This is a genomic window from Streptomyces sp. NPDC046881 (genome assembly GCF_040645015.1).
Taxonomy (GTDB): Bacteria; Actinomycetota; Actinomycetes; order Streptomycetales; family Streptomycetaceae; genus Streptomyces.
Map to the genome: position 1 here is coordinate 121,988 of NZ_JBEYXJ010000010.1, position 6,074 is coordinate 128,061.

Here is a 6,074-nt window from a genome sequence, read left to right on the forward strand (position 1 = left end):
GCCAGGCACCATGGAGGGGAGGAGGCACCCACCGATATGAATCACGCCCAGCTCACCGCCCTCGGACGGGCCCTTCGGCTGCTCGGGGAGCACGGGGAGGCGCTGACCGCCGACACGCCGGACGGCCGACTGCACGAGATCAAGGACGATCTGCGGCGGGCCCTGGATCTGCTGGACGACACCGTCGCCGCCGGCGCGCCCGCCACCCGGTGCCCCGAGCACCCGCAGGGCCCGGTGGACGAGAGCGCGCCCGACCTGTGCCTGCTGTGCGAGACCCGGCGCCGGGCCGCCCGCCGGTCGGAGTTCCAGGGCAGCAGGCCACGGCCGGGCGAGCCGGCCCGCACCGCGCCCTCCCGGTACGGCGTGCGCGGCGACCGGCCGCAGCCGCAGCAGCGGTGGCTGCCCGAGCTGTGGAACGGGCAGGAGTGGCAGCTCTGCGGCACACCGCGGCGGGACCGGCACGAGGCGGAGGCCTATCTCGCGGCCCAGCGGCGCGGATCGCGGCCCGCGATGGCCTACCGGCTCGTGCACGAGTTCACCGACTACGAGGTGCTGCGGGTGTGGGGGACGCCCCTACGGGTCGACATCGAACCCATGGGCAACCTCTGAGGGCCCGGGCCACCGCGGCCGGCCCGGGCCACCGCCGAGGGCCCGGGCCCGCTGAGGGCGGGTCAGCTCAGGGTCTTCACGGCCGCCGCGTCGTACGGCTGCAGTTCGTCGAAGCGGTCGGCGAGCACCTTGGCCGCCCACTCGGGGTCCTGGAGCAGCGCGCGGCCGACGGCCACCATGTCGAACTCGTCGGACTCCAGGCGGTCCAGGAGGTTGTCGATGCCCTTGACCGGGGAGCCCTCGCCCTGGAAGGCGTTGACGAAGTCGCCGTCGAGGCCGACCGAGCCGACGGTGATGACCGGCTTGCCGGTGAGCTTCTTCGTCCAGCCGGCCAGGTTCAGGTCGGAGCCGTCGAACTCGGGCAGCCAGTAGCGGCGGGTGGAGGCGTGGAAGACGTCGACACCGGCCGCGGCGAGCGGGGTGAGGAGGGCCTCCAGCTCCTCGGGGGTCTCGGCGAGCCGGGCGTTGTAGTCCTGCTGCTTCCACTGCGAGTAGCGGAACAGGATCGGGAACTCGGGCGACACCGCCGCACGCACGGCGGCGACGATCTCGGCGGAGAACCTGGTGCGGGACACCGGGTCGCCGCCGTAGGCGTCCGTACGGCGGTTGGTGCCGGCCCACAGGAACTGGTCGAGGAGGTAGCCGTGGGCGCCGTGGATCTCCACGCCGTCGAAGCCGATGCGCTCCGCGGCGGCGGCGGCCTCGGCGAACGCGGCGACGACGTCGTCCACGTCCTGCTGGGTCATCGCCTTGCCGGTGGGCTCGGCACCGGCGGTCTCCAGGCCGGAGGGGCCGACGGCGGGGGCGTCGGGGAACGGGGCGTCACCCTGCTTGCGGACCATGCCGATGTGCCACAGCTGCGGGACGATACGGCCGCCGGCCGCGTGCACGTCCTCGGCGACCTTCGCCCAGCCCGCCAGCTGCTCCTCGCCGTGGAACCGCGGGACGCGGTCGCTCTGACCGGCCGACTCGTGGCCGACGTAGGTGCCCTCGGTGACGATGAGGCCGACACCGGCGGCGGCACGGCGGGCGTAGTAGGAGCGCACGTCCGCACCGGGGATGCCGCCCGGGGAGAACATGCGGGTCATCGGCGCCATCACGATCCGGTTGGGAACGGTGAGACCGTTGAGCGCGATCGGGCGGGACAGGATCTGGGCCGCGCGGGAGGCGGGCGTCGTGGCGGTCACGTGGGGGCTCCTCGTGGGTGGCGGGTTGAACCGGCCGGTATGTGAGCACGCATTGTTGCAGCTCCTTAAGTAATCGCCTATGCGCTGCCCCACATTCCGCCCCACGGGAATCCTGTGCGTGGCGCCGCTCACACTCCGATCACCTCAAGCGACCCCAGAGCTGGGTCGCCGTCTGTTCCGTGAACCCTGTCGGTGAGGGATCCGTCGGCAGCTGCGCAGGCACCGTCGTGTCCTTCTTCTTGCCCGGCTTGTCGGCGAAGAGGGTGACGGTCAGGGTGAGCCGGGCGTCGTAGGCGACGGTCCACACCGTGCGACGGGTGATGCCGCCGCCCGCTCCCGCCGTGAACAGGCTCGCCGGAGGGCCTGCGACCGGGGTGGCCCCGGCACCGGCCGGTACCGGCGTGGCCGCCGCGCGGGCCGCCTGCCCGGGCAGGACCCGGTGGCGGTCGGGATGCGCGGAGTAGACGGTGCGGCCGTCGCGGGTGATGCGGGCGACGGTGTACGGCGCGGCGTACATGCCGTCGGCCGCGACCGCCGCGTACGCCGACGTGAGCCTCAGCGGAGTGGGCGCGGCCGTCTTCGGGAACCCGGTCAGCGGCGCCCCGAACGGCATCCTCTCCAGCGGCGTCATCACCGTACCCGCCTCCACCGCCCCGCTCACCGCGTCGTTGAAGGGTTTCCGGGCGTAGTCCGACCCCCCGTACAGCACCCGCACCGCACCGTCGCCGGGCTCCATGCCCACGACGGCGGTGTGCAGCCGTACCCCCTTGCCTGCCGTCCGCCCCTTGACCAGTTCCGCCGTGGAGACCTGCAGGGGGAGGTCGAAGGTGGTGCGCACGGTGTAGCCGCCGCGCGCCAGCTGGTCCTCGCTGATGCCGAGCCGGTCGGCGGCCTCTTTCGCCGCGACGTCGATCAGGTACTGCCGCTGCCCGTCGGTCGCCCCCGGCGGATAGAACCGGAACGCCGGGAAGCGGGCCCCGGAGCGCTGTTTCGCCGTGATGTCCCCGCTCGACGCCATCGCGTCCAGCACCCACTCCCAGCGCTTCTGGAGCGTCGCCGTGACCTTCGGGTCCGAGCCGGCCTTCTCGTAGTAGGAGGGGAGGTTGATGATGGCGGCCAGGGCCGCACCCTGGGAGACCGTGAGGTTCCTGGTGTCGACGTCGAAGTAGTTGCGCGCGGCCGACTGGATGCCGGCGGCGCCCCGGCCGAAGTACACGGTGTTGAGGTAGCCCTCCAGGATCTCGTCCTTGGAGCGCGTGCGGTCCAGCTTGACCGCGATCAGCGCCTCGCGCGCCTTGCGTGACAGGGTCTGCTCGGGGCTGAGCAGCGCGTTCTTGACGTACTGCTGGGTGATGGTGGAGCCGCCCTGCCGTTCGCCGCCGGTCAGCGCCGCCGCGACGGCACGGACGAGGGCCTTCGGGGAGACGCCGGAGTCGGTCCGGAAGGAACGGTTCTCTGCGGCGATCACCGCGTTCTGCACATACCGCGGGACCTGCGACAGCGGCACTTCCTGACGGTCGACCGGACCGCGGCGGCCCAGGTAGGCGCCCTTCTCGTCGAGGAAGACGGTGCTCTGGACGACCGTGTCCGGATGCGGCTCGGGAATGACGGTGAGCTTGTACGCGACGACGACCGCCCCGCACAGCAGGGCGAACAGGAGAAGGAAGGCGACCAGCAGGTGACGCGCGATACGGCCCCGGTTGCGGCGCAGACGGACGCGGAACGGGACGCGCCGCGAACTCGCCCGTGCGCGCGCCTTCTTGGGCGCCTTCTGCGGTTCCTCCCTGGACCCCTCCCTGGGCTCCTCGTCGGGCATCTCCCTGGGTTCCTCCTTGAGCTCCGGGGTCATGCCGACCACCCCCCGCTCCGCAGCCGTGCCACGACGGCGCCCGCGGCGTCGTACACCCTGACGCCCTCACCGCCCCGGGTCTTCTCCATGCCCTCGACGATGAGCGCCTTGGTGTCCTGTGCGGACAGCGACGTGGTCGCGTACCAGACCCCCCAGCCGGGGCTGCCCGCCAGGGTGAGCACCTTGGCGGCGACCTGACGGTGACCGGTGCTCAGCTCGACGCGTCCCGGGTCCCCGGTGACGCCGTAGTACAGGCCGGACAGGAAGTACCTGCCCTCGACCGGCTCCGCCTGCAGGGACACCCCCGGCTCGTGGCGCGAGTAGGCGTCCAACCCGCGGAACTGGTCGGCCTGTTGCGGCGTTGACCAGTGACTGCCGTCCGCGGTCAGCCACATCTCCACGCCGGGCGCCGCCTGCACCCGCTCCCCGGGCGCCACGATCCGCACGGAACCCACCGCCCGACTGCCCGCCGTACCGGACGACTCACCGTGACCGCTCCCGGCGACCCGGCCGACGGCGAGGGAGCCCCCGGCCACCAGCACCACCGCGCAGGCACCGGCGGCCACCGCGGCCCGGCGCCGCCGCCTCGCCCGCCCCCGTGCGGTCACCGCGTCCAGCGGGAGCGGGCCGGGAACCACGTCACCGGCCACGGCGGCGTAGGCCTCGCGCAGCCGCTGTTCGTCACCCCCGGCCGCCTTCGTCCCACGCCTGGCGACGTGGCGCACCGCGCCCTTGGAGATGCCGAGCAGCTGACCGATCTGCGCGTCCGGCAGCCCCTCGCCGTACCGCAGCACCAGCACGGCCCGCTGCCGGGCGGCACGGCCCACGAGCGGCCACGGCCGCCGCAGCCGGCTCCGCACGAGCTGACGCCGTACGTGGAAGTCGACGTCGTTGCGCGGAACGCGGCGCCAGCGCGCGTACACCCGTATCAGCGTCCTCCGCGCCAGTTCCTCCGCCTCGGGCAGGTCCTCGGTGAGCAACCGCGCGGTGACGAGGAGCCGGGGCCAGCAGGCGCGCGCGCAGGCGGCGAAGTCGTCATGGATCCGGGCACCCGTCCGCATCGTCTTCTCCTTCGGTCACGTGTGTTTCGATGTACGCCGCGCTCGCGGCCCACGGGACCTGTACGCACGGGCGGGACAGGCGGGTTGCACGGGAGACACAAGACACAGAGAGACAGCAGAGAGACCCGGTAGGACTCAGCAAGACGCAGCAAGACTCCGGCGGAGGGCATGACCGAGGACGAGTTCGACGCTTTCTACGCAGCGGCCTTCCCCCGCCTGACCGGGCAGCTCTATGCCTTCACCGGAGACCACGGCGAGGCCCAGGACGTGGTGCAGGAGGCGTTCGTACGCGCCTGGGACCGGCGGAAGTCCTTCCTGGCCGACAGCGCCCCCGAGGCCTGGATCCGCACGGTCGCCGTACGGCTGGCGGTCAGCCGCTGGCGGCGCGCCAGGCGCTGGCTGGAACTGATGCGACGGCACACGCCGCCCGAGTCGACTCCCGGCCCCGGTCCCGAACACACCGCCCTGGTGGCAGCGTTGCGCCAATTGCCCCAGGCGCAGCGGTTGGCGATCGTCCTGCACCATCTGTGCGACTTGAGTGTCGAGCAGGTAGCCTCCGAGACCGGCGCGCCCGTGGGCACGGTCAAGGCCCGGCTGTCCCGGGGCCGGGCGGCACTGGCGAGGCAGCTGGGCACGGACGAGGCCGATGAGCCGGTACGGAAGGAGGGCGGCCGTGTCGGATGACCTCGTCCCGGACGACCTGACCACCGCACTCCGCGAGTTGGCGACGGCGAACGAGACCCCGCCGGCCCTCGGCGCTCGCGGGATCCGCCGCCGCGCCGTCCGCCGGGGCCGCCGCCGTCGCACGGCCCTCGTCCTCGGCGCGGGCGCCGCGGCCCTCGCCCTGGCGGCCTTCGCACTGACGCTGAACCCGGGCGACGGCACTCCGGCCCACCGCCAGGCCCCGGCGGCCACCGCTCCCCGGCTCCCGGCGTCCCCCACTCCCACCCCCAGCCCTCTCACGACCCCGGTCATCGGCACGGTGGACGTCGAGAAGCGGGCCCTGACCGTCGACGGCCGGGTCATGCGCATCACCTCGGGCTACCCGACCCGCCCCTCCGCCGGCCTGCTGACCGTCACCGCGAAACTCGACCTCACACGGGACACGGCCCACGGACTCACCACGTCCGCCTGCAAGGTGGCCGAACCGTACGTGGTCGAGCTGCGCGGCACCGACAGGTCCAGCCTCTACGTCGGCTCACTCGCCTGCGGCTCCCGCGGCGCCTGGATCGGCCTCGACACGAAGAACGCCGTATGGCTCTACAACAGGCTGAGGCCGGGCGACACGCTGTCGGTGTCGGTCACGCCGAGGACCTAGCCTTCGGCGAACGCCCGAGGGCGGCACCCCCAGCCACCAGCTGGGAGTGC

6 protein-coding genes are annotated in these 6,074 nt (G+C 73.0%); 3 read left to right on the forward strand and 3 right to left on the reverse strand.

The features are described from left to right. The first annotated feature begins 36 nt into the window (after positions 1 to 36). The gene (locus ABZ923_RS08100) at positions 37 to 609 is read left to right on the forward strand and encodes a hypothetical protein (RefSeq protein WP_361468260.1); all 573 of its coding nucleotides are present in this window, start codon (positions 37 to 39) and stop codon (positions 607 to 609) included. Positions 610 to 671: 62 nt separating this feature from the next. On the opposite strand, the gene ABZ923_RS08105 is transcribed toward ABZ923_RS08100, so the two are convergent. The 3 genes from ABZ923_RS08105 to ABZ923_RS08115 form a co-directional block, all read right to left on the reverse strand. Next, the gene (locus ABZ923_RS08105) at positions 672 to 1,796 is read right to left on the reverse strand and encodes an NADH:flavin oxidoreductase (protein ID WP_361468263.1); all 1,125 of its coding nucleotides are present in this window, start codon (positions 1,794 to 1,796) and stop codon (positions 672 to 674) included. A 139-nt stretch (positions 1,797 to 1,935) separates the two neighbouring features. Continuing rightward, positions 1,936 to 3,645 (reverse strand): transglycosylase domain-containing protein, encoded by a 1,710-nt coding sequence (locus tag ABZ923_RS08110; RefSeq protein WP_361468266.1) that lies wholly within the window; start codon positions 3,643 to 3,645, stop codon positions 1,936 to 1,938. Beyond that, complete coding sequence (locus ABZ923_RS08115) at positions 3,642 to 4,706, reverse strand: sigma factor-like helix-turn-helix DNA-binding protein (RefSeq protein ID WP_361468269.1); 1,065 nt, start codon at positions 4,704 to 4,706, stop codon at positions 3,642 to 3,644. Before ABZ923_RS08115 ends, ABZ923_RS08110 begins: the two co-directional genes overlap by 4 nt. A gap of 168 nt (positions 4,707 to 4,874) precedes the next feature. On the opposite strand from ABZ923_RS08115, the gene ABZ923_RS08120 reads away from it, so the two are divergent. Both ABZ923_RS08120 and ABZ923_RS08125 read left to right on the forward strand, forming a co-directional pair. Next, positions 4,875 to 5,390, forward strand: coding sequence for a SigE family RNA polymerase sigma factor (locus ABZ923_RS08120; RefSeq protein WP_208032901.1), 516 nt, complete (start codon positions 4,875 to 4,877; stop codon positions 5,388 to 5,390). Next, complete coding sequence (locus ABZ923_RS08125; protein ID WP_361468273.1) at positions 5,380 to 6,024, forward strand: hypothetical protein; 645 nt, start codon at positions 5,380 to 5,382, stop codon at positions 6,022 to 6,024. Before ABZ923_RS08120 ends, ABZ923_RS08125 begins: the two co-directional genes overlap by 11 nt. Positions 6,025 to 6,074: the final 50 nt, after the last annotated feature.